28 protein-coding genes are annotated in these 26,981 nt (G+C 69.8%); 18 read left to right on the forward strand and 10 right to left on the reverse strand.

Annotation, left to right across the window (positions count from 1 at the left end):
* Together ASF52_RS06765 and ASF52_RS06770 are read left to right on the forward strand one after the other, a co-directional pair.
* On the forward strand, positions 1-665 hold a 665-nt coding region (locus ASF52_RS06765), incomplete at its 5' end, for an outer membrane protein (protein WP_056169659.1).
* A gap of 323 nt (positions 666-988) precedes the next feature.
* Entirely contained in the window at positions 989-1,705 is a 717-nt protein-coding gene (locus tag ASF52_RS06770) for a DUF2076 domain-containing protein (RefSeq protein ID WP_056169663.1), read from the forward strand.
* A gap of 125 nt (positions 1,706-1,830) precedes the next feature.
* On the opposite strand, the gene ASF52_RS06775 is transcribed toward ASF52_RS06770, so the two are convergent.
* On the reverse strand, positions 1,831-2,709 hold the full coding sequence (locus ASF52_RS06775; protein WP_056169665.1) for a L,D-transpeptidase: 879 nt from the start codon (positions 2,707-2,709) through the stop codon (positions 1,831-1,833).
* 240 nt (positions 2,710-2,949) lie between these two features.
* Between ASF52_RS06775 and ASF52_RS06780 the strand changes: the two genes are divergently transcribed.
* The 4 genes from ASF52_RS06780 to moaD all read left to right on the forward strand — a co-directional run bounded on the left by ASF52_RS06780 (position 2,950) and on the right by moaD (position 6,743).
* Positions 2,950-3,690 (forward strand): protein phosphatase CheZ, encoded by a 741-nt coding sequence (locus ASF52_RS06780; RefSeq protein WP_056169668.1) that lies wholly within the window; start codon positions 2,950-2,952, stop codon positions 3,688-3,690.
* Positions 3,691-3,819: 129 nt separating this feature from the next.
* On the forward strand, positions 3,820-5,811 hold the full coding sequence (gene uvrC / locus ASF52_RS06785; RefSeq protein WP_056170636.1) for an excinuclease ABC subunit UvrC: 1,992 nt from the start codon (positions 3,820-3,822) through the stop codon (positions 5,809-5,811).
* A gap of 69 nt (positions 5,812-5,880) precedes the next feature.
* A complete protein-coding gene (gene pgsA / locus ASF52_RS06790) occupies positions 5,881-6,480 on the forward strand; it encodes a CDP-diacylglycerol--glycerol-3-phosphate 3-phosphatidyltransferase (protein ID WP_056169670.1) in 600 nt (199 codons plus the stop codon).
* Between the two features lie 11 nt (positions 6,481-6,491).
* Positions 6,492-6,743, forward strand: coding sequence for a molybdopterin converting factor subunit 1 (moaD, locus tag ASF52_RS06795; protein ID WP_056169674.1), 252 nt, complete (start codon positions 6,492-6,494; stop codon positions 6,741-6,743).
* Between the two features lie 22 nt (positions 6,744-6,765).
* On the opposite strand, the gene ASF52_RS06800 is transcribed toward moaD, so the two are convergent.
* On the reverse strand, positions 6,766-6,987 hold the full coding sequence (locus ASF52_RS06800) for a DUF2093 domain-containing protein (protein ID WP_056169677.1): 222 nt from the start codon (positions 6,985-6,987) through the stop codon (positions 6,766-6,768).
* A 107-nt stretch (positions 6,988-7,094) separates the two neighbouring features.
* On the opposite strand from ASF52_RS06800, the gene ASF52_RS06805 reads away from it, so the two are divergent.
* From ASF52_RS06805 to deoA, 4 genes are read left to right on the forward strand one after another with little or no spacing between them, the layout of a single operon-like run.
* On the forward strand, positions 7,095-7,502 hold the full coding sequence (locus tag ASF52_RS06805; RefSeq protein WP_056169680.1) for a cytidine deaminase: 408 nt from the start codon (positions 7,095-7,097) through the stop codon (positions 7,500-7,502).
* Positions 7,495-8,322 (forward strand): purine-nucleoside phosphorylase, encoded by an 828-nt coding sequence (locus tag ASF52_RS06810; RefSeq protein WP_056169682.1) that lies wholly within the window; start codon positions 7,495-7,497, stop codon positions 8,320-8,322. The genes ASF52_RS06805 and ASF52_RS06810 overlap by 8 nt, the downstream gene beginning before the upstream one ends.
* Positions 8,319-9,047 carry a deoxyribose-phosphate aldolase gene (gene deoC, locus ASF52_RS06815; protein ID WP_056169685.1) on the forward strand — a complete coding sequence of 243 codons (729 nt, stop codon included), beginning with the start codon at positions 8,319-8,321 and terminating at the stop codon, positions 9,045-9,047. Before ASF52_RS06810 ends, deoC begins: the two co-directional genes overlap by 4 nt.
* Positions 9,044-10,354 carry a thymidine phosphorylase gene (gene deoA, locus ASF52_RS06820; RefSeq protein WP_056169688.1) on the forward strand — a complete coding sequence of 437 codons (1,311 nt, stop codon included), beginning with the start codon at positions 9,044-9,046 and terminating at the stop codon, positions 10,352-10,354. Before deoC ends, deoA begins: the two co-directional genes overlap by 4 nt.
* A 4-nt stretch (positions 10,355-10,358) precedes the next feature.
* Here the strand turns inward: deoA and ASF52_RS21905 are convergent, their stop codons facing one another.
* The 4 genes from ASF52_RS21905 to dnaK form a co-directional block, all read right to left on the reverse strand.
* A complete protein-coding gene (locus ASF52_RS21905; RefSeq protein ID WP_056260462.1) occupies positions 10,359-10,682 on the reverse strand; it encodes a hypothetical protein in 324 nt (107 codons plus the stop codon).
* 102 nt (positions 10,683-10,784) lie between these two features.
* The gene (locus ASF52_RS06830; protein ID WP_056169693.1) at positions 10,785-11,441 is read right to left on the reverse strand and encodes a class I SAM-dependent methyltransferase; all 657 of its coding nucleotides are present in this window, start codon (positions 11,439-11,441) and stop codon (positions 10,785-10,787) included.
* Positions 11,442-11,612: 171 nt separating this feature from the next.
* Positions 11,613-12,779: a molecular chaperone DnaJ gene (gene dnaJ / locus ASF52_RS06835; protein ID WP_056169696.1), complete on the reverse strand. Its 1,167-nt coding sequence runs from the start codon at positions 12,777-12,779 to the stop codon at positions 11,613-11,615.
* Between the two features lie 112 nt (positions 12,780-12,891).
* Positions 12,892-14,805 carry a molecular chaperone DnaK gene (gene dnaK, locus ASF52_RS06840; protein WP_056169699.1) on the reverse strand — a complete coding sequence of 638 codons (1,914 nt, stop codon included), beginning with the start codon at positions 14,803-14,805 and terminating at the stop codon, positions 12,892-12,894.
* Positions 14,806-15,260: 455 nt separating this feature from the next.
* On the opposite strand from dnaK, the gene ASF52_RS06845 reads away from it, so the two are divergent.
* Positions 15,261-16,247: a hypothetical protein gene (locus tag ASF52_RS06845; protein WP_056169701.1), complete on the forward strand. Its 987-nt coding sequence runs from the start codon at positions 15,261-15,263 to the stop codon at positions 16,245-16,247.
* A gap of 118 nt (positions 16,248-16,365) precedes the next feature.
* Here ASF52_RS06845 and ASF52_RS06850 read toward each other — a convergent pair whose 3' ends face one another.
* On the reverse strand, positions 16,366-16,974 hold the full coding sequence (locus ASF52_RS06850) for a YqgE/AlgH family protein (RefSeq protein ID WP_056169703.1): 609 nt from the start codon (positions 16,972-16,974) through the stop codon (positions 16,366-16,368).
* A 164-nt stretch (positions 16,975-17,138) separates the two neighbouring features.
* Between ASF52_RS06850 and ASF52_RS06855 the strand changes: the two genes are divergently transcribed.
* Both ASF52_RS06855 and ASF52_RS06860 read left to right on the forward strand, forming a co-directional pair.
* The gene (locus tag ASF52_RS06855; RefSeq protein WP_056169705.1) at positions 17,139-17,621 is read left to right on the forward strand and encodes a peroxiredoxin; all 483 of its coding nucleotides are present in this window, start codon (positions 17,139-17,141) and stop codon (positions 17,619-17,621) included.
* A gap of 224 nt (positions 17,622-17,845) precedes the next feature.
* Positions 17,846-18,283 (forward strand): YybH family protein, encoded by a 438-nt coding sequence (locus tag ASF52_RS06860; protein WP_056169706.1) that lies wholly within the window; start codon positions 17,846-17,848, stop codon positions 18,281-18,283.
* A 13-nt stretch (positions 18,284-18,296) separates the two neighbouring features.
* On the opposite strand, the gene thrB is transcribed toward ASF52_RS06860, so the two are convergent.
* The 3 genes from thrB to ASF52_RS06875 form a co-directional block, all read right to left on the reverse strand.
* The gene (thrB, locus tag ASF52_RS06865; RefSeq protein WP_056169711.1) at positions 18,297-19,262 is read right to left on the reverse strand and encodes a homoserine kinase; all 966 of its coding nucleotides are present in this window, start codon (positions 19,260-19,262) and stop codon (positions 18,297-18,299) included.
* 87 nt (positions 19,263-19,349) lie between these two features.
* Entirely contained in the window at positions 19,350-20,351 is a 1,002-nt protein-coding gene (gene ispH, locus ASF52_RS06870) for a 4-hydroxy-3-methylbut-2-enyl diphosphate reductase (RefSeq protein ID WP_056169714.1), read from the reverse strand.
* Between the two features lie 100 nt (positions 20,352-20,451).
* Positions 20,452-21,855, reverse strand: a complete 1,404-nt coding sequence (locus ASF52_RS06875) for an aminotransferase-like domain-containing protein (protein ID WP_056169717.1) — start codon at positions 21,853-21,855, stop codon at positions 20,452-20,454.
* 123 nt (positions 21,856-21,978) lie between these two features.
* On the opposite strand from ASF52_RS06875, the gene ASF52_RS06880 reads away from it, so the two are divergent.
* The 5 genes from ASF52_RS06880 to ASF52_RS06900 all read left to right on the forward strand — a co-directional run bounded on the left by ASF52_RS06880 (position 21,979) and on the right by ASF52_RS06900 (position 26,972).
* A complete protein-coding gene (locus ASF52_RS06880) occupies positions 21,979-22,296 on the forward strand; it encodes a DUF1127 domain-containing protein (RefSeq protein WP_244473734.1) in 318 nt (105 codons plus the stop codon).
* 172 nt (positions 22,297-22,468) lie between these two features.
* Positions 22,469-24,358 carry a monovalent cation:proton antiporter-2 (CPA2) family protein gene (locus ASF52_RS06885; RefSeq protein WP_056169721.1) on the forward strand — a complete coding sequence of 630 codons (1,890 nt, stop codon included), beginning with the start codon at positions 22,469-22,471 and terminating at the stop codon, positions 24,356-24,358.
* Complete coding sequence (locus ASF52_RS06890; protein ID WP_156629995.1) at positions 24,351-25,781, forward strand: MATE family efflux transporter; 1,431 nt, start codon at positions 24,351-24,353, stop codon at positions 25,779-25,781. Before ASF52_RS06885 ends, ASF52_RS06890 begins: the two co-directional genes overlap by 8 nt.
* A gap of 150 nt (positions 25,782-25,931) precedes the next feature.
* Positions 25,932-26,108 (forward strand): DUF3606 domain-containing protein, encoded by a 177-nt coding sequence (locus tag ASF52_RS06895; RefSeq protein ID WP_156398840.1) that lies wholly within the window; start codon positions 25,932-25,934, stop codon positions 26,106-26,108.
* Positions 26,109-26,225: 117 nt separating this feature from the next.
* Positions 26,226-26,972, forward strand: a complete 747-nt coding sequence (locus ASF52_RS06900) for a competence/damage-inducible protein A (RefSeq protein WP_056170645.1) — start codon at positions 26,226-26,228, stop codon at positions 26,970-26,972.
* The last annotated feature ends 9 nt before the right edge of the window (positions 26,973-26,981 follow it).

The following is a 26,981-nucleotide window of genomic DNA, read 5'->3' on the forward strand; positions in this document are numbered from 1 at the left end:
GCGCCAGCACCCTGGTCCGTCCGGGCACCACCCAGGCGATCGCCTTCGGCAACGGCCGCAGCAACGACGGCTTCGTCGGCGGTGGTCAGATCGGCTACAACTACCAGTTCACCCCGGGCTCCGGCGTCGTCGTCGGTGTCGAGGCCGACGCCCAGTACGTCGACTTCGGGCGTGAGCGGAACCGCTTCTCCGCCACCGGCCCCCTCGCCGCCCAGCAGGTCTTCAACCCGGCCGGCGTCTCCAGCCTCGACTACTTCGGCACCGTCCGCGGTCGCCTCGGCTACGCCTTCGACCGCACCCTCGTGTACGGCACCGGCGGCTTCGCCTACGGTTCGGGCGGCGGACGCGAGTTCGGCCTGAACAGCGGCAGCCGCGACAGCTTCCAGACCGGCTGGGCTGCCGGCGGTGGCATCGAGTACGCGCTCCCCACGGACTCGTTCTTCAACTTCTTCAAGTCCTCGGCCGTGACGTTCAAGGTCGAAGGCCTGTACGTCAACCTCGAGCAGAACAACCGCAACGCCGGCGCCTTCGCCGTCAACAACGCCGGCGCGACCATCTTCACCAACAGCCCCGGCGTCGTCCTGGCCAGCGGTGGCCGTCAGGTCCGCGACACCGAGTTCGCCGTCGTCCGCGCCGGCCTGAACTACAAGTTCGGCTCGTACTAGGACCCGACCGGCGCTCCCTCGGAGCGCCACCGGACTCCCGTCATCGTGAGAAGCCCGGCCGNCCGCGCCGGCCTGAACTACAAGTTCGGCTCGTACTAGGACCCGACCGGCGCTCCCTCGGAGCGCCACCGGACTCCCGTCATCGTGAGAAGCCCGGCCGAAAGGCCGGGCTTTTTCGTGTTCCGGCGCACGCCCGTGACGGATCGATGCATCCGAACGGCGGAGTTTGCGTTGAGCCCCTGACAAAAGCCCACGGCGTTCCCCATCTGTGAACCGCTCGCGCGGTGAGAACGCCGCCGGCTTGGCCCCAGGAGGACAACTCCATGAACAGCGAAGAACGCGACGTCATCGGCGGCATTTTCCAGCGCCTGGAGCAGGCGGCGAGCCAGCCCCGCGATCTCGAAGCCGAGCGCTTCATCGCCGACAAGCTGCGCGCCCAGCCCTACGCACCCTACGCGATGGCGCAGCTCATCTACGTGCAGGAGGAGGCGATCAAGAGCCTCAACCAGCAGCTCGAACAGGCCAAGCAGGCAGGCCAGCAGCAGCCCCAGGGCGGCGGCGGGTTCCTGTCGAGCATCTTCGGCGGCGGGTCCTCGCGCCAGGAGCCGCAGCGTCCGGTCGGTCAGGCCTGGGGCAGCCCCGGCCAGCAGCAGCCGGGCTATGGCCAGCCGCAGCCCGGATACGGCCAGCAGCCGGGCTATGGCGGTCCGCAGCAGGGCGGCCCGTGGGGCGGCCAGCAGCAGGCGGCCCCTGCGCGCGGCGGCGGCTTCATGGCGACCGCGCTGCCGATGGCGGCGGGTGCGGCCGGCGGCATGCTCCTCGGAAGCGCCCTGTCGAACGCCTTCGCGGGCGGCCATTCCTCCCTCGGCAGCGCGGCGGCGGCCGGTCTACCGGCGGCCGGTGCCGCGGCGGGCGGTGATTCCGACCTCGGCTCGGCCTTGGGCAGCGGCGGCGACTTCCAGGACGCGTCGTTCGGCGGCGATGCCGGCGATGATTTCGGCGGAGACCTCGGCGGCGGCGGCGACGACGACTGGGTGTGAGATCGGCTCCGGCCGCCCCCTCTCGGGCGGCCGGGCTTCGATTGATGAAAGGAGCGGCTCCGGATACGGGGCCGATCCTTTCCGCGTTCCGAGGGGCTCCATTCCCTCGCTGCGTCTGCCCGCCTTCAGAGGACCTCGACGCGGGTGCCCACGGGGGTGCGCTCGTACAGATCGATGACGTCCTCGTTCATCATCCGGATGCAGCCCGACGAGACCGATTGGCCGATGGTGTGCGGCTCGTTGGTGCCGTGAATGCGATAGAGCGACGAACCGAGGTAGAGCGCCCGCGCGCCGAGCGGGTTGCCGGGCCCTCCGGCCATGTGGCGCGGCAGGTCGGGACGGCGCCGGATCATCTCCGACGGCGGGGTCCAGTCGGGCCATTCCCGCTTCTGGCTGATGGACTTGAGGCCCGACCAGGCGAAGCCCGGGCGGCCGACGCCGATGCCGTAGCGGATCGCCTTCCCGCCGGGCTGGACGAGGTAGAGGAATTTCCCCGGCGTATCGACCACGATGGTGCCGGGACGCTGGCCGCCGTCATACGCAACGACCTGACGGGCGAAGCGCGGGTCCGCTGCCCGGCCGATGGTTTCGGCACCCTGCTGTCCGTAGGCCGGCCCCGGCTCACGCCCATAGGCCTGGGGTGCGCGTCCGTAGGCCTCGGGCGCACGCCCATAGGCTTCGGGAGGACGCCCGTACATCTGCGGTGTGCGTCCGGACTCCTCCGGGCGCGCTTCGACCGGCGGCAGGGCGGCGAGGCGGACCCGCGGCGGCACGGGGACGGCCGGCGGCATGGCTTCGGGCACACGGTCGCCCGACGAGAGACGGCGCATGGGCGCCGCCTCGTAGCGGCCCCCGGCCGGTGCAGGGGGCGGGGCATCGCTCATCAGGAATTCGATGAGGCCGCCGCCGTAGCGGCCCGGCGCCGCCTGCGCCGCCGCCGGGCTGGCCCCCACGGTGATTCCCATGGCCAACGCCACGCCGGCCACGCACCCTTCGATCCGCATGATCTTCCCCCGACACACCCGACCCGATGGGGTCCCGTCTCGGGCCAGGATCGCGTCGGGCGGGTCGGCGTCCGGTGAAGGAACGTGGTGAATCCTTCACGAGACCGGTCCTCGACGGCGCCGGAACCGATTCAGCGTGAACGGGTGGTAAAGGTTGCCCAACCGTTGCGGCATTCAAGAAATGGCAACCAGTTTGGCCGATGGTCCCTTCGCTGAACTCTGGCGGGCTTGATCTCACCGATGACCACGAAACGTTACCGCATCGAAGACAGCCTCGGCCTCGCCGCGAGCGCTCCCACGCCCGCACCGGAGGCGGCCGTCGCGTCCGAGGCGGTGGCCCTCAACAACACCCGCCTCGAAGAGATCTTGTCGGCGATCCAGGACCTGCGCCGCGTCACCCAGACGAGCACCGTGGAGACGGTGGAGGCCTGCCGGCGCGAGCTGAGCGAGGCCTTCGCCATGCGCTCCGAACTCGACATCATGAAGGATGCGATCACCCGCACCAAGCAGGAGATCGCGACCCTCTACCGCTCGGAGAACACCGGCAAGGGCATGCGCCGGGTGGCGGGCGAGCTCGACGCCGTGGTCGATTCCACCGAGCAGGCCACGAGCACGATCCTCGGCGCCATCGAGGAGATCGAAACCAACGCCAGCATGCTGCGCGCCATGACCACCACCATGGCGGGGCGCGAGAACATCGACGCCATCCTAGAGCGCGTGGTCGTCGCCTTCGAGGCGTGCAACTTCCAGGATCTCACCGGCCAGCGCATCAACAAGATCGTCGGCGTGCTGAAATTCATCGAGGAACACCTCGACCGGATGATCGACGCCTGGGGCGGCCTCGACACCTTCAGCGAACTCCTCGGCGTCAACGGCGGCAAGATCGACATCGAGGACGAGAACTCGCTCCTCAACGGGCCGAAGCTCGACGGCGATGCTGGCCACGTCGACCAGGGCGACATCGACGCGCTGTTCGACTGATCGCCCCTTCCCTCGCGAATCCACGCGGCTTAGATCAGGCCCATGAGCCGCGAAAAGAGCCGCGAAACCAAACGCGAGACCCCGAACGGCCAGAGCCTCGGGGACGCTCCGCCGGAGGATCTCGACGCCATGGACGAGGCGGAGGACGCCTCCGAACTCGCTCCGGACGACGACGCGCCCGAAATCGACTTCGATTTCGAAGAGGGCGCGGTCAAGGCCGGCACGGAGATCATCCGCCGGTTCTGGACCACCTTGCCATCGGGCCCGGGGGTCTACCGGATGTTCGATGCCAAGGGCGACGTCCTCTACGTCGGCAAAGCGAAGAACCTGAAGGCCCGGGTCGGCTCCTATGCCCGCGGGCAGGCGCATTCGAACCGCATCGCCCGGATGATCTCGCAGACGGCGGCGATGGAGTTCGTCACCACCGCCACGGAGACCGAGGCGCTGCTGCTCGAGGCCAACCTCATCAAGCAGCTGAAGCCGCGCTTCAACGTGCTGATGCGGGACGACAAGTCGTTCCCCTACATCCTCGTCACGGCCGATTCCGAAGCCCCGCAGATCGTCAAGCATCGCGGTGCGCGCCGGCGCAAGGGCAGCTATTACGGGCCGTTCGCCAACGTCTGGGCGGTCAACCGCACGGTCAACGCGCTCCAGCGCGCCTTCCTGCTGCGCACCTGCACGGACAGCTACTACGAGAACCGCACCCGGCCGTGCCTGCTCTACCAGATCAAGCGCTGCGCCGGTCCGTGCACGGGCGAGATCGCCCTGCCGGAGTACCAGGCGCTCGCCGACAACGCGAAGGCGTTCCTCGCCGGCAAGTCCAACGCCGTGAAGGACCGTATGCGCGAGGAGATGCAGGCGGCCTCGGAGGTGATGGAGTTCGAGCGCGCCGCCCGTTTTCGCGATCGGATCTCGGCTCTTTCGGCGATCCAGGGGACGCAAGGAGTCAACACCCAAGGCGTCGAGGAGGCCGACGTGTTCGCCCTCGACGAGCAGGCGGGGCAGTTCTGCATTGAGGTGTTCTTCTTCCGCAACTTCCAGAACTGGGGCAACCGCGCCTACTTCCCCAAGGCCGACCGCAGCATGACGGCCGACGAGGTGCTGGCCTCGTTCATGGGCCAGTTCTACGACGACAAGCCGGCCCCACGTCTCGTCCTCGTGTCCCACGTCATCGAGGATGCGGAGCTGCTCGCCGCCGCCCTGTCGAGCCGCACGGACTACCGGGTCGACATCCATCTGCCCCAGCGCGGCGAGCGCAAGAACCTCGTCGAGTATGCCCAGCGCAACGCCAAGGAGGCCCTGGGGCGGCGCCTCGCCGACACCGCCTCCCAGGGCAAGCTGCTGGTGGCCCTCGGGCAATCGTTCGGCTTGGCCGCCGCGCCCCGGCGCATCGAGGTCTACGACAACTCGCACATCATGGGCACGAACGCGGTGGGCGGCATGATCGTCGCCGGGCCGACGGGCTTCGCCAAGACCCATTACCGCACCTTCAACATCAAGTCCGAGGAGCTGACCCCGGGCGACGATTACGGGATGATGCGCGAGGTGCTGCAGCGCCGCTTCAAGCGCCTCGTGAAGGAGAACCCGCGGACGCCCGCCCAGGCCGAGGCGGCGGATGGGGAGCCGGCGGCCGTCGCTGCGCCGGAGGCTGACACCGAGACCATGCCGGCCTGGCCCGATCTCGTCCTCATCGACGGCGGCAAGGGCCAGTTGGACGCCGCACGCACGGCGCTGGAGGAGATGGGCGTCACCGACGTGGCGCTGGTCGGCATCGCCAAGGGGCGCGACCGCGACGCCGGCCGCGAGACCTTCTTCGTGCCGGGGCGCCCGCCGTTCAAGCTGCCGCCGCGCGACCCGACCCTGTACTTCGTCCAGCGCCTGCGCGACGAGGCCCACCGCTTCGCCATCGGCACCCACCGGGCCAAGCGCAAGCGCGAGATGATGGTGAACCCGCTCGACGAGATCGCCGGCATCGGTCCGACGCGCAAGCGCGCGCTCCTGCACCATTTCGGAACCGTGAAGGCGATTCAGCGGGCGGCCTTCGAGGATCTGGCGAAGACGCCCGGCGTCAACGCCGCCACGGCCCGCGCCGTCTACGACTTCTTCCACGCCCAGACCTGAGGGCGCCGGACCAGCATGAGCGAGGCACAGCGGTTGACCCCCACTCCGCCCCATGGTTTCACCGCGCCGATGGAGCCGACCCCCACCCGCCGCCGTTCGCCGGCCTGGACGCTCGCGAACTGCCTGACCTACGGGCGGCTCGTGGCCGTGCCCATCGTCGTCGCCCTGCTGTACTGGCCCGTCGAGCACACGGCCCGGTTCGCGGCCCTCGGCGTCTACATCCTCGCCGCCATCACCGACTACCTCGACGGCTACGTGGCGCGGACCTACGACCAATCCTCGGCGCTCGGCCGCATGCTCGACCCCATCGCCGACAAGCTGCTGGTGGCCGCCTGCCTCCTCATGCTCACCGCCGACGGCACCATCCATGGCTGGACCCTGTGGGCCGCCATCGTGATCCTGTGCCGGGAGATCCTGGTCTCGGGCCTGCGCGAATATCTTGCCGAACTGAAGGTCGGCGTGCCGGTGAGCCGGGTCGCCAAGTGGAAGACCACCCTGCAGCTCGTGGCCATCGGTTTCCTCGTGGCGGGCCCGGCCGGCGAAACGATCCTGCCGGGCACGGTGCAGACCGGGACCTACCTGCTGTGGATCGCCGCCGCCCTGACGCTCTATACGGGGTGGGATTACATGCGGGCGGGCATCAAGCACGTCATCGACGACCCGCGCTGAGAGATGGTCTCATGAAGCTCGTCTACTTCGCCTGGGTGCGCGAACGCGTCGGCAAGGCCGAAGAGGTGGTGGACCTGCCGGGCGACCTCGCCACGGTGGCGGATCTCCTGCGCTGGCTGCGTGGCCGGGGCGAGGAATACGCCTACGCCTTCGAGGGGGACGGCGTCGTGCGCGTCGCCATCGATCGTGTTCACGCCAAGCCCGACGCGCCCCTGGCGGGCGCATCCGAGATCGCGTTCTTCCCGCCCATGACCGGCGGCTGAGAACAGGACCGGCGGCTGAGGATCAGCCCGCGACGGCGCGCTCGCGCAGGCGCTGCATCACCGCCTCCGGAGTCGCGTAGGCTTCCTGATGCACGGCGCTCCAGTAGCGCAGGGCGTCGAGTTCGATGGGCGCGCCCGTGACGGCGCAGCGCACGAAGCGGCCGGGCTTCACCACCCGCATGGTGCCGTCGCCGTACTCCACCGTCGCCTCGCCCGACGCACTCCGTTCAAACCGACCCAGCATCGCCGTCCGTCCCTGCCGCCATTCTCGTCCCTCGCGTCTTAAAAGGCCGGTGGCGCCCTGTCGATGATCCCTCGACAGGGCTCCGGCATCGATGCCAAACATCGCGCATGGACCCCGATCTCCAGAGCCTGTTCGACGCCGCCCGCGTCGCCCGCGCGCGGGCCTACGCGCCGTACTCGCGCTTTGCCGTCGGCGCCGCCCTGCGGGACGCGGACGGCCGGGTCCATGCCGGCTGCAACGTCGAGAACGCGGCCTATCCGGTGGGCACCTGCGCCGAAGCCGGGGCCATCGCCGCCATGGTGGCGGAGGGCGGGCGGGCGATCCGCGCCATGCTGGTGATGGGGCCCGGGCCGGGCCTCGTCACCCCCTGCGGCGCCTGCCGCCAGCGCATCCGTGAATTCTCCACCCCCGACACCGTGATCCACGTGGCCGACGACGACGGCATCCGCGCCCGGTTCACCCTCGGGGGCCTGCTGCCGGATTCGTTCGGGCCGGAGAACCTCGCCCATGCCTGACGCGTCCGGGCTCGCTGCGACCGTCGAACGCCTGCGGGCACAAGGGTTCGCGGGCCCGTTCGCCTGCGCCATCGTGACGGGCACCGGCCTCGGCGCCCTGGTGGAGCGCCTCGCCGAGGCCCACGCGCTGCCCTATGGAGAGATCCCGGGTTTTCCCGCGCCGGGTGTCAGCGGCCATGGCGGGCGGCTCCATGCCGGGCGGCTCGGCGGACGCCGCGTACTCGTGTTCGAGGGCCGCGCCCACGCGTACGAAACCGGGAACGCCGCCGCCATGCGGGTGCCCCTCGGTGTCGCGCGGGCCCTGGACGCCCGTGCCCTGCTCCTGACGAACGCCGCCGGGTCGCTCCGGCCGGAGGCGGGTCCGGGGCAGCTCGTGGCGCTCACGGACCACATCAACCTGTCGGGCTTCAATCCCCTCGTCGGGGAAGCGAGCGACGGGCGCTTCGTCCCCATGGTGGGCGCCTACGCCCCCGGCCTGCGGGACACGCTCCACGCCGCGGCCGGCGCCTGTGGCCTGACCCTGCACAAGGGGGTCTACGCGTGGTTCTCGGGGCCGAGCTTCGAGACGCCGGCGGAGGTCCGCATGGCCGGGATCCTCGGCGCCGACCTCGTCGGCATGTCCACGGTGCCCGAGACGATCCTCGCCCGATTCCTCGGCCTGCCCGTGGCGGCGGTCTCGGTGGTGACCAACCTGGCCGCCGGCATCGGCGGCGGCGACCCGCACCACGCCGAGACCAAAGCCGTGGCGGCGCGGGCGGCCGCCGACCTCGCCCGCCTCGCCGAAGCCTTCGTCGCCCGCCTGCCGGAGCCCCACGCATGACTGAAGCCTCGACTGCGCGGCGCGCCCTCCCGCTCCTCGACCTCACCGATCTCGGCGATACCTGCACGGAGGGCGCCATCGAGGCCCTGTGCGGAGCCGCCCGCGCCAGCGGCGTCGCGGCAATCTGCGTCTGGCCCCGGTTCGTCGCGCAGGCCGCCGGGCTCCTCGCCGGGTCGGGCGTGGCGGTGGCGACGGTGATCAACTTTCCGGCCGGCGGGGAAGATGCGGAACGGGCCGTCGCCGACACCCGCGCGGCCCTTGCGGACGGCGCCGACGAGATCGACCTCGTCCTGCCCTACCGCGCCCTCCGCGAAGGCCGCCCCGAACCGGCACGCGCGATGGTGACGGCCGTGCGGGACGCCTGCGGGCCGGCCTGCCTCAAGGTGATCTTGGAAACCGGAGAACTCGCCACGCCGGAGCTGATCGAAGGGGCGAGCCGCCTCGCCCTTGCGGCGGGCGCCGACATGATCAAGACGTCCACGGGCAAATCCGCCGTCTCGGCGACCCCGGAGGCCGCCGAGATCATGCTGCTGGCCATCCGGGCGGCCGGCGGCGAACACGGCCTCAAGGTCTCGGGCGGCATTCGGACCGTGGCCGATGCCGCCCTGTATCTCGCCCTCGCCGACCGCATCATGGGGCCGGATTGGGCGACGCCCGGAACCTTCCGCATCGGGGCGAGCGGTCTTCATGCCGCCCTCGTGGCAGCCGGGGACACGAGCCCATGATGCTGCCGCAGGAGATCATCCGGGCGAAGCGCGACGGGCTCGCCCTCGATCCGGCTCGCATCGCCGAGTTCATCGCCGGCCTGACCGATGGACGCGTCACCGAGGGGCAGGCGGCGGCCTTCGCCATGGCGGTGTTCTTCCGCGGCATGTCCCAGGACGAGCGCATCGCCCTGACCCGGGCGATGACGCAATCGGGCACGGTCCTGAGATGGGACCTTCCCGGTCCCGTTCTCGACAAGCACTCCACCGGGGGCGTCGGAGACGCCGTCAGCCTTGCCCTGGCGCCCCTGGTGGCGGCCTGCGGCGGCTACGTGCCGATGATCTCCGGGCGCGGCCTCGGGCACACGGGCGGCACCCTCGACAAGCTCGGGGCCATTCCGGGCTACGACGCGCGCCCGGACCTCGACCGGTTCCGGCGGGTCACGAAAGAGGTCGGTTGCGCCATCATCGGCCAGACGCCCGACCTCGCGCCGGCCGATGCCCGCCTCTACGCCATCCGCGACGTCACCGGGACGGTGGAATCCCTCGACCTCATCACGGCGTCGATCCTGTCGAAGAAGCTCGCTGCCGGCCTCGACGGTCTGGTGATGGACGTGAAGGTCGGTTCGGGCGCGTTCATGGCGGGGCCGGACCAGGCGCGCGGCCTCGGTGAGGCCATCGTGGGCGTGGCGGGCGGGGCCGGTCTTCCCACCGTGACGCTCGTGACCGACATGGATTCGCCCCTCGCCTCTGCGGCGGGCAACGCCCTGGAGGTAGCCTACACTCTGGATTATCTCGGCGGGCGGGCGCGGGAGCCCGCCTTCCATGCCATCACCGTCGAACTCGCTGCCGAGATGCTGGTGCTGGGCCGCCTTTCGGACGCCCTGCCCGCCGCGCGGGCGCAGCTGGAGGAAGCCCTCGATTCGGGGCGTGCCCTGGAGATCTTTTCCAGCATGGTCGCGGCGCTCGGCGGACCGACCGACCTCGCCGAGCGGCCTGGGCAGTACCTCGCCAGGGCCGCCGTCGTGCGGACCGTGACGGTGCCGGAGGCCGGCGTCATCCGCCGGGCGGCGACCCGCGACATCGGTCTCGCCGTCATCGGCCTCGGCGGTGGCCGGACCCGGCCGCAGGACGCCATCGACCCCGCCGTGGGGTTCACCGGCCTCGCAAGGGCCGGCGACGCGGTCGGTCCCGACCGGCCGCTCGCCACGATCCACGCAAGGGACGCCGCCTCGGCGGACCGGGCCGAGGCGGCCCTGCGAGCGGCCTACCTCATCACGGCCGAGCCTCAGCCGGCCGATGCCCTGCTCCGCGACAGGATCGCCTGACCGATCAGTATCGGTCGTAACCCCGGCCGCGGCCGTCGTGATGATGGTGGTGATGGTGGCCCCAGTGGCGCCGGCCGTAGCCACGGTCGTGATCCCAGCCGCGATGGTGACCACCCCAGCCGCGGTCATGGCCGCGATGATGATGCCCGCGATCGTAGCCCCGGTGACCGTAGCCGTCATGGTCGTAGACGGGCACGAACTCGGCTTGCGGTCCGACATCGGCGAACGGCAGCGCTTGGGCACCGCCGATTCCGAGGCCGATCGCGAGGGCGAGGCCAGCGGCGAGGCGGCGGCTTCGGACGAGCAGCGTGTGGGGGCGAAAAGCCATGACGGTCTCCCGGTCTTAGGGGGTCGACGACATCTCGACCCCGTCAGGAGAACCTAGATCGCGACGGCTGAACGCCGTGGCCGGGAGCCGTTCAGCCCTGCGTCAGGGACGGCGATAGGCCCAGACACGCGCCGGCGGCAGGTTGAGCCAGACGCGGTTGGAACGACTCGCCGTATAGGTCCCGGCATCGCAGCGCTCGGGAATCGGCGGAACCACCGCGTAGGTGAACTGCACGAAGGGCGCGCCCGCATGCATCATGGCGTGGGCGGCGTTGAGGAGCTTGAGACGCTGTTCCAGGGGCTTGGTGAACAGCGGAAGGCTCGACACCGTGGCGGCGGCCTTTTCGTGGACGAGGGCCCCGAGGGTGGCGGTGATGTCGTAGGCATCGCCCTGCACCACGGTGGCCCGGGGAAACCGCGTCCGCAGCAGCCGGCAGAAATCCGGGTTGTACTCGACCAGGATCAGGCGCTCCTGCTCGATGCCCCGTCGCACGAGGGCTTCCGTCACCGGACCCGTACCCGGCCCGAGTTCGATGACCGGCCCGGCCATGCGCGGATCGACGTAGGACGCCATGGTGCGGGCGAGCATCTTGCCCGACGGGGTCACCGACCCCGTGACGAGGGGACGCTCGAACCAGGAGCGCAGGAAGCGGGCCTCGTCCTCCAGCGGATCGCGCCGCACGCGCGGGGCACCGGGCGCACCCTGGAGAGCGCCGAGGGCGGCTTGGAGTTTGGTGCTGGGACGGCGGAGCGGCGGCAAGACCCTAGGCCCTCAGATCACGGTTTGGGAAGGAAAGGCTAGACGCCGAAGGCCGTGTACAGTCAAGCCGCATCGGCGCTTCGCCCCCGGGTCCGGTCGTGCGTTCGGTCGAGCGGTGCGGCCCAGCCACAATCATAACCGGCTTCGCGGCCGTTCGATCCCGCACCGTGTTCACTGTCGGGCGGTACCGCCGAGTCCGTCGAAGAACTCGCGGACCTTGGAGAAGAAGCCCGCGCTCTCGGGGTGGTTCTCGTCGGAAGCCGACTGACCGAATTCCTGCAGCAGCTCGCGCTGGCGCTTGGTCAGATTCTGCGGCGTCTCGACGAACACCTGGATGTAGAGGTCGCCGACCTCGCGGGCGCGCAGCACCGGCATGCCCTTGCCCTTGATGCGGAACTGCTTGGCCGTCTGCGTGCCGGCCGGGATCCGCACCTGGGTCTGCGAGCCGTCGATGACCGGCACGGTGATCTCGCCCGACAGGGCCGCCGTCACCATGTTGATCGGCACCCGGCAGAACAGATCGGCGCCGTCGCGCTGGAAGAATTCGTGCGGCTTGATCGAGAGGAACACGTAGAGGTCGCCCGCCGGGCCGCCGCGCAGGCCGGTCTCGCCCTCGCCGGCGAGACGGATGCGCAGGCCGTCGTCGACGCCCGCCGGCACGTTGATCGACAGGGTGCGCTCGCGCGTGACGCGGCCGGCGCCCGAGCAATTGCCGCACGGATCGTCGATGACCTCGCCGCGTCCGTGGCAGTTCGGGCAGGTCCGCTCGATGGCGAAGAACCCCTGCGCGGCGCGTACGCGGCCGTAGCCGCCGCAGGTCTGGCACGGGCGCGGCTTCGAGCCGGCCTTGGCACCCGACCCCGAGCACACCTCGCAGGTGACGGCGGTCGCCATCTTGATGGTCTCCGCCTTGCCGGCGAAGGCCTCCTCCAGGGAGATCTCGAGGTTGTAGCGCAGATCGGCGCCGCGCTCGCGGGTGGAACCGCCGCGTCCGCCCGCGCCGGCTCGCGCACCGCCGGGGGCCGCGCGTCCGTCGCCGAAGAAATTGTCGAAGATGTCCGACATGAAATCGCCGAACTCGTTGCCGAATCCGGGGCCGCCCCCGCCGCCCTGCTGGAATGCGGCATGGCCGAAGCGGTCGTAGGCTGCGCGCTTCTGGCCGTCGGTCAGGGTCTGGTAGGCCTCGTTGACTTCCTTGAACTTGACCTCGGCCTCCGCATTCCCGGGATTGCGATCGGGATGGTAGGTCATGGCGAGCTTGCGGAAGGCGACTTTCATCTCGCCGTCGGTCGCGGTCTTGGCGACGCCAAGAATCTCGTAATAGTCCCGCTTCGACATACCCGCCCTCAAAAGTCGTTCGGCGCGCCGGCATCCACCGGGGACCGCACCGTCATCTGACCAGACATGGCGAGGGGCCGGATTACTCCGACCCCCCGTTTCTCAAGGGGCGTTATGCCCGCTTCTTCTGGTCCTTGTCATCGACTTCCTGGAAGTCGGCGTCGATGACGTCGTCCTTCTTGGCTTCGCCGGCCGGCGCCTCGGCCCCGGCCTCACCGCCCTGGTTGGCCGCGTACATGGCCTCGCCGAGCTTCATCGACGCCTGCATCACGTCGGTTGTGCGAGCCTTGATGGTCTCGACGTCGTCGCCTTCGAGGGCCGTGCGCAGCGCCGTAATGGCGGTCTCGATGGCACCCTTGTCGTCGGCCGAGACCTTGTCGCCGTACTCCTTGACCGACTTCTCGGTGGCGTGGACGAGGCTCTCGCCCTGGTTCTTCACCTCGACGAGCTCGCGACGCTTCTTGTCCGCTTCGGCATTGGCCTCGGCATCCTTGACCATCTTCTCGATATCCGCATCCGAGAGGCCGCCCGAGGCCTGGATGCGGATCTGGTGCTCCTTGTTCGTCGCCTTGTCCTTGGCCGTCACGTTGACGATGCCGTTGGCGTCGATGTCGAAGGTCACCTCGATCTGCGGCATGCCGCGCGGGGCCGGCGGGATGCCCATGAGGTCGAACTGACCGAGCATCTTGTTGTCGGCCGCCATCTCGCGCTCACCCTGGAAGACCCGGATGGTGACGGCGTTCTGGTTGTCCTCGGCCGTCGAGAAGGTCTGGGACTTCTTCGTCGGGATGGTGGTGTTGCGGTCGATGAGGCGGGTGAACACGCCGCCCAGGGTCTCGATGCCGAGCGACAGCGGGGTGACGTCGAGGAGCAGAACGTCCTTCACGTCGCCCTGGAGCACGCCGGCCTGGACCGCCGCGCCGATGGCCACGACCTCGTCGGGGTTGACGCCCTTGTGGGGCTCCTTGCCGAAGAACGACTTCACCACTTCCTGGATCTTCGGCATGCGGATCATGCCGCCGACGAGCACGACTTCGTCGATCTCGGAGGCCGAGACGCCCGCATCCTTGAGGGCCTTGCGGCAGGGCTCGATGGTGCGCTGGACGAGGTCGTCCACGAGGGACTCGAACTTGGCGCGGCTGAGCTTGAGCGCGAGGTGCTTCGGCCCGGAGGCGTCGGCCGTGATGTAGGGCAGGTTGATCTCGGTCTGGGTCGCGGAGGACAGCTCGATCTTGGCCTTCTCGGCGGCTTCCTTGAGGCGCTGGAGCGCGAGCTTGTCCTTCGTCAGGTCGATGCCCTGCTCCCGCTTGAACTCCGCCGCGAGGTACTCGACCACGCGGTTGTCGAAGTCCTCGCCGCCGAGGAAGGTGTCGCCGTTGGTGGACTTCACCTCGAACACGCCGTCGCCGATCTCCAGGATCGACACGTCGAAGGTGCCACCGCCGAGATCGTACACCGCGATGGTGCCGGCCTTCTTCTTGTCGAGGCCGTAGGCCAGCGCCGCGGCGGTGGGCTCGTTGATGATGCGCAGCACTTCGAGGCCGGCGATCTTGCCCGCGTCCTTGGTGGCCTGGCGCTGGGCGTCGTTGAAGTAGGCGGGCACGGTGATGACGGCCTGCGTCACCGGCTGGCCGAGATGGGCTTCCGCCGTCTCCTTCATCTTCTGCAGGGTGAAGGCGGAGATCTGCGAGGGCGAATACTTCTTGCCGTCGGCCTCGACCCAGGCGTCGCCGTTGTCACCGCGGACGATGTTGTAGGGCACGAGGCCCTTGTCCTTCTGCGTCATCGGATCGTCGTAGGTGCGGCCGACGAGGCGCTTGATGGCGAAGAAGGTGTGTTCCGGGTTGGTGACCGCCTGGCGCTTGGCCGGCTGGCCGACGAGGCGCTCGCCGTCGTCGAGGAAGGCGACGATGGACGGCGTGGTGCGCGCACCTTCCGCGTTCTCGATGACCTTGGGCTGCGAGCCCTCCATCACGGCAACACAGGAATTGGTGGTGCCGAGGTCGATACCGATAACTTTACCCATGGTGGGATCCCTCTGTTGTGCTTGGTCAAGCAGACCGCCGAGCCCCGAAGCAGCTCGGCCCATGGCGGTGAAAAACTGAGATTGGCGAGCCGGATCGCGCCCGGGCCGAACGTCGCGAAACGCTCAGGCTCGGGTCTTAATCCCGCGTCCCGCCGGATATAAGAAGGGGGATGCGGAGCCGCAAGGCGAACCGGAAACGACCCGGGGGAACCGGGCGCGCCCTCGGAGCGGATCGCGCCCGAGGGCGTTATCCCGTTCTCGCAGCGGCTCGATCCCGGCCGAGGACGCGAATTCCCACGGCCCGCCGCCGCGATTCTGTTGTAACGGCGCCACGTTCAAGCCATGGCCCCCATGGTAGGCTGACGGGTGGCCGTGTTCATCCGCGAGTTGATCTCGCAGTTCCTGCGGCCGGCGAGCTCCCGCGGCCGGCGAGTTCCCACAGCCGGAAAGTCCCGATGCCCCCGTTGACCCGCGCCCTCCTCCTCGCACCCCTGCTGCTCGCGCCACCCAGCCCGGCCGCCGCGCAGAACTTCTTCGAGGAGCTGTTCGGAATCGGGCGCGCCGCCAAGCCGCCGGTTCCGCCCCGCGGCGTCCCGGGTGGCGTCCAGCCGGGCTCGCCCATCGCGCCGCCTCCGGGCGCCCCGGGGGATGCGCCGACTGCGGAGGTGCCGCGCGCGCCTGCGGTTCCGAAGCAGCCCGTGGTTCTCAAGGCGCCGCCGGAGGACAACGTCGTCGGCCAGGAGCTGATGCACAACGGCCTCAACGGCAGCCTGAAGCTGGAAAAGACCGGGGGCGGCACGACCGCCCGCATGATCCTGCCGGGCACCAAGGTGTCCCAGCCGAGCGAGAGCTGCACCGTGCCGTGGAACGGCGGCACGCCCGCGACCCTCACGGCCGAAGGGCGACCCGACGGACTCGCCCGCTTCGAAGCCGCCGGGGCCACCTGCCCCCTGCGCTTCGAGGTGGTGGACGGCGGTGTGCTGGTGACATCCCTCGGGGCCACGCCGATCTGCACCGTGGCGGCCGCCGATTGCGCCACCACGCCGGCGGGCCTGTGGGGGCCAGCCGCCGCGACCCTGATCCCGCGGGCGGCCGAATTCGACGGCGCGCGCGGCACGGCCGACCGCGCGGTCCGTGAGAACTACAAGCTCATGACCCAGCGGGCGCGCGGACAGGACGTCCGCCCCATCGTCACCGAGCAGGCGGCGTTCTCGTCCGACCGCGAGCAGCTGTGCCGGACTTATGCCCGGGAAGGCGCGCACGGCTTCTGCAATCTGCGCTTCACCGAAGGCCGAGCCCTCGCGCTCGCCACCCGCCTCGGCGTCAACACCGCCAGCGCCGCCCCTACGGCGGCCGCCGCCCCACGGCCGCGCCGCAAGCCGCAACCGTCCGTCGAGGGAATGAACCCGGATGCCGGCGGCGCGCCGGCTTTTCCGGAGTAGGGGTTTCGAGAGGGATCATCCCTTTGGCGGGTGCCGGGCAGAGACCGACGAAGAATCAGGGCCGGTTTCTCAAAACTCTTGCCCTGACCCGCGAGGGGCTCGCCCTTCGGACCCTGATTCAGGCGTGGCCGGCATCCATCGACAGCATGGCCGGGTCGATGCCGATGCCGCGCAGGGTGCGTTCGTACTTCGCATCGAGGGCGGTGTTGAAGATCAGCTCCGGGTCGGCCGGGCAGGTGAGCCAGCCGTTGGCCAGGATCTCGTTCTCGAGCTGGCCGGCCTGCCATCCGGCATAGCCGAGCGCCAGGACGGCGCTGGCGGGACCGGCGCCGTTGGCGATGGCCCGCAGGATATCGACGGTGGCGGTGAGGCAGATGCCGTCGTCGATGATCAGGGTCGACTGGTCGATGTGGAAATCGTCCGTGTGCAGCACGAAGCCGCGCTTGGCATCCACCGGGCCGCCCATGAGCACGGGCATGTGGCCGACCCGCTCGCGCAGGCGGATGGCGTCGAGTTCGGTGGCGATCTCGAGTTGGATCAGCAGGTCGGGCATGTTGAGGTTCTGAACCGGCTTGTTCAGGATGATGCCCATGGCTCCATCCGCCGAGTGGGCACAGAGATAGATCACCGAGCGCGAGAAGCGCGCATCCGTGAGCCCCGGCATGGCGACCAGGAACTGGCCTTCGAGGGAGGCGGGATCACCCGACTGGGACCGTGATGACTGCATACCCCATGCTACGCCCGTCGGTGCCCTTGTCCAAGGCGCAAATCCGAGAGGCGCAGCAAGGCGTTCGGCCGCGTGTGCACGGCCGTCGCGGTTGCCTCGACACGCGGGAGCCCGCGCGATAGACGGCAGGGACGTACGGGCGCGACGCCCGCAGGAGATCACCCATGACGATCCAGGTTGGCGACCACCTGCCCCAGGTCACGTTCCGCGTCAGCGGCAAGGACGGCCCCGAGGCCCGGACCACGGACGACGTGTTCAAGGGGCGTCGGGTCGTCCTCGTGGGCGTTCCGGGGGCGTTCACCCCGAGCTGCCACCGCAACCACCTGCCGGGCTTCGTCGAGAAGCAGGCCGAGATCAAGGCGCGCGGCATTGATGCCGTGGCGATCACCTCCGTCAACGATGTGTTCGTCCTCGACGCCTGGCAGAAGGCCAGCGGTGCCGAGGCCCTCGAATTCCTCGCCGACGGCAACGCCGAATTCGCCAAGGCGCTGGGCCTCGACATGGACGGCACGGGCTTCGGCCTCGGGCCGCGCTCGAAGCGCTACGCCATGCTGGTGGAGGACGGCGTCGTGCGGGTGCTCAACGTCGAGGATTCGCCGGCCAAGACCGAGATCTCCGGCGTCGACGCGCTGCTCAAGGTGATCTGACGCTTCGGTCACCCACCGAGACCATGCGGGCCCGGGGTGATCCCCCGGGCTTTTTCATGCCTCCCTGCATTCGAGGTCTGTGCCGTCGCCTGGATATGGTTTTCGCCGACGAGGCGGCCGGACCGGCCAAAAGTTCGGCAGCTCTTATCAAGCTTTCAAGATACGAATTTTAGGCGGACACTGTCGTTTCGGGAATCAACCGAGCTTTCGATAGGGAGAACGCCATGCCCTTCCGTTCCGAAACCTGTGCCATTGTCCTCATGGCTGGCCTCGCGATGTCGGCGCCGGCCTTCGCGGATGATCCGAAGGCCACGGCCCAGGCGGCGGCCGACCGCTGGGACCAGAGCTTCAACACCGGGGATATGGACGCACTGACGACGCTCTACGGCACCGACGCCGAAGTCGTCACGAAGGGGGCGCCGCTCTCGGGCGGCCCGAGCATCCAGGCCTACTTCACCAATCTGAAGTCGAAGGGGTTCGCGGATCACAAGCTGACGGTCCAGTCGGCGAAAGCGAAGGGCGACCTCCTCCTCGCCAGTGGACGCTGGGAGGCGAGCGGCCCCGGGGACGGCGGCGCCCGCAAGGTGTTCAGCGGAAACTGGGTCAACGTCCTGGAGCGCCAGGGTGACGGGTGGCGGACGGTGCTGCACACTTGGAACTGAAGCACGGCCCCGATCAGGCGCCGCGCCCGTAATCCTCGGCCCGTGTCGCCGTGCGGTGGAACGTCAAGCGGCGGTCGTATTCCAGGGGGTCCTTCGGCTGGACCAGGGCGCCCGGCGGCACGTTCAGCCAATCGACCAGGCGGGTCAGCAGGAAGCGCAGGGCCGCGCCCCGGCACAGGATCGGCAGGGCGGCGACCTCTGGCGGGGTCAGGGGCCGGACGGTCTCGTACCCGGCGATGAGGGCCGCGCCCCGGTCGCGGTCAAAAGTGCCGTCGGCCTCGAAGCACCACGCGTTGAGGCAGATGGCGAGGTCGTACGCGAAGGCGTCGGTGCAGGCGAAGTAGAAGTCGATGAGGCCCGACAGGTCGTCGCCGATGAAGAACACGTTGTCGGTGAAGAGGTCGGCGTGGATCACGCCCGAGGGCAGACCGCGCGGCCAGCCGGCTTCGAGAACCGCGAGGTCGCCGCGCACTCGCTCGGCGAGGCCCGGCGCCACGCCGTCGGCCTGGGGTTCGGCGCCCCGGAACAGCGGACCCCAGGCTTCGACCGAGAGGCTGTTGTCGCGCCGCATGGGAAAATCGCTGCCGGCGGCGTGCAGGCCCGCCAGCGCCCCGCCCAGCGCGCGGCAATGGTCGGGATTCGGCCGTTTGACCGAAACGCCTTCGAGGAAGCTGACGATCACCGCCGGACGGCCGCAGAGTTCGCCGAGCGCCACGCCGGCGCGGTTGCGGATCGGCTGCGGGCAGGCGAGGCCGCGCGCGGCGAGATGCTCCATGAGGTTGAGGAAGAACGGCAGGTCGTCCAGGCGCACCCGCTTCTCGTACAGGGTGAGGATGTAGGCGCCGGCCGTGGTGTGTACGAAGAAGTTGGTGTTCTCGACGCCCTCGGCGATGCCCTTGTACGAGAGCAGGGTGCCGATGTCGTAGGCGCTGAGGAAGCGGGTCAGCGCCTCGTCGGAGACCTCGGTGTAGACGGCCACGGGCGGTTCGCTCGAAGGTTGGGGGTTCAAAAAGAACAAGGGCGCCGATGGGCGCCCCTGCAGGTCGAATCAATGGAAAGGCCGCGTCTACTCGGCGGCTTCGCTGCGCAGTTCGCGCGGCAGCGGAAAGGACATGTCCTCCACCACCGTCGAGACCGTGTCCACCGTGACGGTGTAGCGGGCGGCGAAGGCGTCGATGATCTCTTCCACTAGCACTTCCGGGGCCGAGGCGCCGGCGGTGAGGCCGAGGCGGCGCACGTCCTTGAACGCCTCCCAGTCGATCTCCTCGGCGCGCAGCACGAGGCGGGTGATCGGGCAGCCGACGCGCTCGGCGACCTCGCGCAGGCGCTGCGAGTTCGAGGAGTTGGACGAGCCCACGACGATCACGGCATCGACGAGGGGGGCCACCTGCTTCACCGCCTCCTGGCGGTTGGTGGTGGCGTAGCAGATGTCGTCCTTGTGCGGCCCGGTGATGGTCGGGAACTTCTTCTTCAGGGCCTCGACGATGTGGTGGGTGTCGTCCACCGACAGGGTCGTCTGCGTCACCCAGGCGAGGTTGTCGCGGCTCTCAGGCTCAAGGGCGGCGATCTGCTCGAGGTCTTCCACCAGGGTGATGGAGCCGGCGGGCAACTGGCCCATGGTGCCGACCACCTCAGGATGGCCCGAATGGCCCACGAGGAGAACGTGGCGGCCGCGCTTGTGGTGGATCTCGGCCTCGCGGTGAACCTTGGTCACCAGGGGGCAGGTGGCGTCGATGGTGGTGAGCCCGCGCGAATCGGCGTTGTTCGGGACGGTCTTGGCGACGCCGTGGGCGGAGAAGATCACCGGGGCGGAGCCGTCCGGCACCTCGTCGAGCTCACGCACGAACACGGCGCCTTTGCGCTTCAGGCTCTCGACCACGTATTTGTTGTGGACGATCTCGTGCCGGACGTAGACCGGCGGTCCGTAAATGGCGAGCGCGCGCTCGACCACGTCGATGGCCCGCACCACGCCGGCGCAGAACCCGCGCGGGGCGCAGAGCAGAATCTCCAGGGGGGGCTTCTCCGCGCTGGCGGAGGCGATCTGGGTGGTCGGGATTGCTTCGCTCATGATAGCCGGGATGTGGCGAGGCTGGGCCGCCCCTGTCAACCGCTCATAGCCGAAAACCGTCCCTGTGGCACGGGCGGGCGTATCAAACCTGTCGAGCGTGTCATGCAGGCCCACCCTGCATCGCCGCGTCCAGCACCGAGAAGATACGCGGTTCGGCGCAATGGGCGACGTTGAAGCGCAGGAAGCGCGTACCCGCCCCGGAGGTGCTGAACGCCGCCCCCGGCGCCAGCACGACGCCCTGGCCGAGCGCGCGGCGGGCGACGTCGCCCGAATCGAGGCCCTCCGGCAGGGCGGCCCACAGGAACAGGCCGCCGCGCGGCTCGGTCCAGAGCGTCAAGCCTGCCGCTTCCAGGCGTCGCGCCGCGAGGCCACGATCGCGGGCGAGCTTTTCGCGAATCTCCGAAAGGTGGCGGCGGTAGGTGCCGTCGGTGATCAGGCGATGCATGAGCAGGGCGGCGAGGTGGCCGTTGCCGAGACTCATGGCGAGCTTGAGATCGACGAGGGGCTCGATCCAGTCCGGCCGCACGGCGAGAAAGCCGCAGCGCACGGAGGCCGACAGGGTCTTCGAGAAGCTGCCTACCTGGATCACCCGCTGGAGCCCGTCGAAACCGGCGAGCCGGGGCGCCGGTTCGGGCTCGAGATCGCCGAAGATGTCGTCCTCAATGATCAGGGTGTCGTGCGCCTCCGCCAGGCGCAGCACCCGGTGGACGATGGCCGGGGCGAGGGTCGCGCCCGTGGGGTTATGGAGGGCCGAGTTCGTCAGGTAGAATCGGGGACGGTGCTCCGACAGGAGCGTCTCCAGGGCCGTGAGATCCGGCCCCGTGGGCGTGAACGGCACCCCGACCACCGTGACCCGGTGGGCGCGCAGGAGCGCGTGGTAGTTGAAGTAGCAGGGGTCATCCACCACCACCGTGTCGCCCGGCGCCAGGAGGAAGCGGCACAGGAGGTCGACGGCCTGCGTCGCCGAATCGAGCAAGAGGATCTGGTCGGCATCGGCGACGATGCCCTTCTCCTCCATCCGGCGCGCGATCTGGGCGCGAAGCGGGGCGAGGCCCAGGGGCTGGTCGTAGCAGACGAGGCTGCGCGTGCCCTCTCGGGCGAGGTGGCGCAGGCTGCGGCGGATCGCGTCGCCCGGCATCCACGCCGTCGGCAGCCATCCCGAGCCGGGCTTCAGCAGGTCCGGGCCGGATTGCATCGACTGACGGGTGATCCAGAGGGGATCGACGGCCCGGTCGAGTTCCGGCCCCACGGTCTTGAGGCAGAGCGGGCGGGTCTTGCCGGCGACGTAGAAGCCCGAGCCCCGCCGCGCCACGATGGCGCCCTCGGCACCGAGCCGGTCGTAGGCCTCCACCACGGTCGATTTCGACACGCCCATGGATTCGGCGAAGCTCCGCACGGAGGGCAGGCGGGCTCCGGGTGCGAGCTGGCGGCTCGCGATGCGCTCGGCGATGGCCTGGGTCACCGTCTCGACCAGGGTCGGCGGGCTCGGCGCGCGGGATTTCATCGGCACTGTCTTTCGATCTGTACGGCACTTCCTGCCGGACAATTCTGGCGAAGCGTACGGCACTGTCCCTGTCCCGAACAGCCCCCGGGCGCCAGGGTCGCGCCAGACGACGGGAGCGCGGTCATGACCGGTACGATGATACAGAATTCTGGAGGGGCGACGGTCGCGGCCCGGCAGTCCGCCGGGGACCGGGACCCTGTCCTGCACCGGGCATGGGCCGCCGCTGCCGCCGGCGTCGCAAAGCTGTCCGCCGGGGTCTCGCGCGCCGCCATCAACGCCCGGATCCTGCGTCAGCTCGGGGCCATGTCGGAGCGCGAGCTGAAGGATATCGGGCTGGTGCGCCAGGACCTGCACGATGCCGCAGCCCTGCGCCAAGACGGCGATTCCACCACCCTGCTTCTCGCCCGCCGCGAGGAACGCAAGGCCGCGCGGCGGGCCTGAGCGAGGCTGCCGATGTGGGTGCCGATTCGCACGGGGACGGCTCCGGGCCCGCATTCGGTGTCGGGGGCCGAATGGCGATCCCGGCGGAGGTGGTCTAAGACGGCGCTGCCTCAGCGTCCGTGATCGCCACGATCGGTTCGATCGGGACCGGCCATCTCCAGCCAGGACCCCCATGGCGAGCGCCGCGACCCACGTCAGCTTCCTGCCGCCCGTGCTGACGTTCCTGTCGGCGGCGGTGATCGGCGTGCCGATATTCCGGCTCATCGGCCAGAGCGCCGTGCTCGGCTACCTCGTGGCCGGCGTGATCATCGGCCCGTTCGGCTTCTCCCTCATCGCCGAGCCCGAGACGGCGGCGAGCGTCGCCGAACTCGGCGTGGTGCTGTTGCTGTTCATCGTCGGCCTCGAACTCCAGATCTCCCGCCTCGTCTCCATGCGGCGCGACATCTTCGGCCTCGGGGCGGCGCAGCTCTTCGTCTGCACCCTTGTGCTCGCCGGCATCGGCTTCCTGTTCGGCCTGACGCCATCGGCCGCCTTCGTCATCGGCATCGCGCTCGCCCTGTCGGCGACCGCCGTCGCCCTGCAGCTCCTGGAGGAGCGCGGCGACCTCGGCACGCCCTATGGCGGCCGCGCCTTCGCGGTGCTGCTGTTCCAGGACATTTCCGTGGTGGCGATCCTCGCCCTGATGCCGCTGCTCGCCTCCACCGGGAGCGGCGGGGGCGACGGCTGGCTCCTCACCGCCCTGCAATCGACCGGCACCGTGGGCGCGGCCATCCTCGCCGTGGTCCTGGTGGGCCGTTACGGCCTCAACCCGTTCTTCGGCCTCCTCGCCGCCAGCGGCGCCCGCGAGGTGATGACTGCCGCCGCCCTCCTGGTGGTGCTCGGCACCGCCATGCTGATGGAGCATGTCGGCCTGTCCATGGCCATGGGGGCGTTCCTGGCCGGCGTGCTCCTCGCCGAATCGAACTTCCGCCATCAGCTCGAAGCCGACATCGAGCCGTTCCGCGGCATGCTGCTCGGCCTGTTCTTCATGAGCGTGGGCATGTCCATCGACGGCGGCCTGCTGAAAGCCGAGTGGCCGTGGCTGCTCGGTGCCACCGCAGGCGCCATCCTGATCAAGGTCGGCCTCGTCGCCGGCCTGTTCCGGCTGTTCGGCTCGAACTGGCTCGACGCCGTGCGCGGGGGTGCGATCCTGGCGCCGGCCGGTGAATTCGCCTTCGTGCTCCTGCCGGTGGGCGGCGAGCTCGGCCTCATCGACGGACCGAGCGGACGATTCGCCATCGCGCTCGCGGCGCTGACCATGCTGGTCGGCCCGGTGGCGGCCAAGGCCCTGGACAGCGCCCTCGCGCGCCGCCGCCGCGAACCCGACCTGACGCCCGATACCATCGAGAACACGGAAGCCCGCGTCCTCGTGGTCGGCTTCGGCCGCTTCGGCCAGATCCTGACCCAGGTGCTCCTCGCCGAAGGCATCAGCGTCACGGTCATCGACAAGGACGTGGAGCAGATCCGCTCCGCCTCGCGCTTCGGCTTCCGCATCTTCTACGGCGACGGCACCCGCCTCGATGTGCTGCGCGCTGCCGGCATCGGCCGGGTCGAACTCCTGTGCGTCTGCGTCGACGAGCCGGAGGCCGCCCTGAAGATCGTCGACATCGTCCACGAGGAATTCTCCAGCGTGCGGACCTATGTGCGGGCCTACGACCGCATGCACGCCGTGGAGCTCATGAACCGGGACGTCGATTTCCAGCTGCGGGAGACCGTGGATTCCGCCCTCGGCTTCGGCCGCGCCACCCTGGAGGGCCTCGGCGTCGCGCCCGATGCGGCCGCCGCCATCGCGGAGGACGTGCGCAAGCGCGACGTCGCCCGCCTCGTCCTGCAGCAGGCGGGCGCCCTGCCGGATGCCGCGAGCTGGATGCGCGGTGCGGCGCAGATCAAGCCCGAACCGCTCACCGAACCGCAGCGCCCGTCGCGGGCCCTCAACGCCGAGACCCGCGACATCATCGGCACAAAGGCCCGCGAGGCCGCAGCCCATACCCTCGAAGTCCGGGACGTTCCCTCCGATGCTTGAAACGAACCCGGCGGCGGCCCGCTTCGTCAGCGGCTCGATCCTGCGCCACGTGGTGGTGATGAGCGCCACCGGGTCCGTCGGCCTGATGGCCCTGTTCGTCGTCGACCTCCTGTCGCTGCTCTACGTGTCGAAGCTCGGCGATCCGACCCTGACGGCGGCGGTGGGCTTCGCCACCATCGTCCAGTTCTTTGCCATCGCCATCAACATCGGCCTGATGATCGCCGCCGGGGCCCTGGTCTCGCGGGCCATCGGGGCCGGTGACGAAGCGGGTGCCCGGCGCCTGGCCACCTCCGGCACCATCCACGGCATCCTCGTCTCGGGCGTCCTCGTCGTGGCGATGCTGCCGTTCCTGCCCGTCTTCCTCACGACCATCGGCGCCGATGCCGAAACCCTGCCGGTGGCGACCCGCTTCCTCTGGATCACCCTGCCGTCGAACCTCCTCATGGGGCCCGGGATGATGTTCTCCGGGCTCCTGCGCGCCGTCGGGGCCGCGCGTCAGGCCATGCTGGTGACCCTGGCCGGCGCCCTCGTCACCGCCGGACTCGATCCGCTCCTCATCTTCGGTGCCGGCCTCGGGGTGGACGGCGCCGCCATCACCACCTGCGTGGCGCGCGCCACCTTCGCCCTCGTCGGCCTGTGGGGCGTGCGCCGGTTCCGCATGCTCGCCCGACCGCGGGTCGCCGACATCGTCGCCGACGCGCCCATCGTGTTCCGCATCGCCCTGCCGGCGGTGCTGACCAACCTCGCCCCGTCCGTCGCCAGCGCCTTCATCGCCCATGCGCTGGCGAAGTTCGGGGCCGTCGCCATCGCGGGCAACGTGGTCATCGACCGCCTCACCCCCGTGGCCTTCGGCGGCCTGTTCGCCCTCTCCGGCTCCATCGGGCCGATCCTCGGACAGAACTGGGGGGCGGGCCGGTTCGACCGGATGCGCGGCGTCCTGCGCGACGGCGCCCTCGTGACGGGAGCCTACGTCCTGGTGGTCTGGGCGGCGCTGTTCCTCGCACGGGAACCCTTGACGCGACTGTTCGAACTGCAGGGGGTGGCCGCCGACCTGTTCGGGTTCTTCTGCCTCGTCAGCGGCGGGGTCTGGTTCTTCACCGGGCTGCTGTTCCTGGCCAACGCCTCGTTCAACAACCTCGGCTTCCCGTTCTACTCGACGGTGCTGAACTGGGGCCGGGCCACCCTCGGCACCGTTCCGCCCGCCCTGCTCGGCGCACATCTCTACGGTCCCCGGGGCGTCATCGCGGGGGTCGGCCTCGGCTCGGTGTTCTTCGGCCTCGCCGGCATCGCCCTCGCCTTCCGCACGGTCGCCACCCTGGAGGCCCGGGCGGCCGCCCTTCCGGCCCCGGAACCGGAGGAGTCCCTGGCGAGCACGGACGCCTCCCTCGCCGCCGGACCGGCCCAGTCGGGGGTCCTCGTCTGAGGGCCGGGCGGCCCTGTGGAGGGCCGGGCGGGCCCTGTTGAAAAACCGCTGCATCCCGTCACGCGCCGGAAACAAAACCCTTCGGGCCACGTTCAGACTTCGATCTCCGACGAGACACGGAGCCAGTTCTTCCATCCTCAGGGTTTGACCATGATCGCCGATCGGATCTCCGCCCAGCCAGCCCAGAAGACCCACCTCGACATCTACGACACCCAGGCCCGCTCGAGCATGGCCACCCGCCTCGGCGTGTCCGAGGATCGCCTGCGCAAGGCCGTCCACATCGTCGGTTCGCGCATCTCCACGCTGACGAGCTACTTCCACAAGTAGGTCGATCCGGCCGACGAAGGAGACGCCGGAGCGGGCGTCCCTTACTCGCGAGTGGCGGTCCGCCCGCCCCTGCCCTACGTCGATCCGGCACCGCTCCCTCAGCGCCTCCGGACCGCCATGACCGTATCCACCCCCATCACCGCCGCCATCCTCGTGATCGGCGACGAAATCCTGTCCGGCCGGACGAAGGACAGGAACATCGGCACCATCGCCGATTATTGCGCGGCCGTCGGGATCGATCTGCGCGAGGTCCGCATCGTCCCGGACGAGCAGGACCGCATCGTCGAGGCCGTGAACGCCCTGCGGGCGGGCCACACCTACCTCTTCACCACCGGCGGCATCGGCCCGACCCACGACGACATCACCGCCGATAGCGTCGCCGCCGCCTTCGGGGTCTCCATTGACGTCGACCAGCGCGCCGTCGCGATGCTGCTGGAGCGGCACAAGCCGGAAGACCTCAACGAGGCCCGCCTGCGCATGGCCCGGATCCCGGCCGGCGCCGACCTCATCGCCAATCCGGTCTCGAAGGCACCGGGCTTCCGCCTCGGCAACGTCTTCGTCATGGCGGGCGTGCCGGCGATCATGCAGGCGATGCTGGATTCCATCGGACCGACCCTGGAGACGGGCGCCCGCGTCCTGTCGCACACCATCGAGGCGGGACTGCCCGAAGGCACCTATGCGGGCGCCCTCGGAGAGTTGGCCAAGGCCCATGCGGGCGTGTCCATCGGATCCTATCCGTCGATGACCTCGACCGGCTTCACCAACCGGATCGTAGTCCGGGGCAGGGACCCGCAAGCCCTCGACGCGGCCAGGGCGGATGTCGAGGCCCTGGTCGCCCGTCTGCGGGCGGACGCGGGCGCCTAACGGCGCCTG

This window comes from Methylobacterium sp. Leaf112 (assembly GCF_001423295.1).
GTDB lineage: Bacteria > Pseudomonadota > Alphaproteobacteria > Rhizobiales > Beijerinckiaceae > Methylobacterium.